The organism is Paenibacillus cineris, from assembly GCF_018333335.1.
Lineage (GTDB): Bacteria > Bacillota > Bacilli > Paenibacillales > Paenibacillaceae > Paenibacillus_AQ > Paenibacillus_AQ favisporus.
Window position 1 is genome coordinate 1 of record NZ_BORU01000026.1, and the last position, 334, is coordinate 334.

The 334-nt window shown below is 46.4% G+C and carries 1 rRNA gene; it reads left to right on the forward strand.

Annotated features, from left to right (window positions below):
- Nucleotides 1-226: 226 nt before the first annotated feature.
- Nucleotides 227-334: ribosomal RNA gene (locus KI379_RS33770) — 23S ribosomal RNA — on the forward strand; the annotation flags it as partial.

Here is a 334-nt window from a genome sequence, read left to right on the forward strand (position 1 = left end):
CAAGCAGGAGGTCAGCGGTTCGATCCCGCTTAGCTCCACCAAATATTTGATCCTTGAAAACTAGATAACGAAACGAATCTGCGTTTTAGAAATATCCTTTTAGCTGAACTTGTGTCACAACAAGTTAGTTTAAAGAGTAGCAGACGAGTGTTTTGAACGATGAGAGCCTTTGGCTTTGCGCTTGCGCAAAACAAGAAAACGAATCGAGCAAAACAGGAGTCATTATGGTTAAGCTACTAAGAGCACACGGAGGATGCCTAGGCGCTAGGAGCCGATGAAGGACGTGGCGAACAACGATACTGCCTCGGGGAGCTGTAAGCAAGCTTTGATCCGG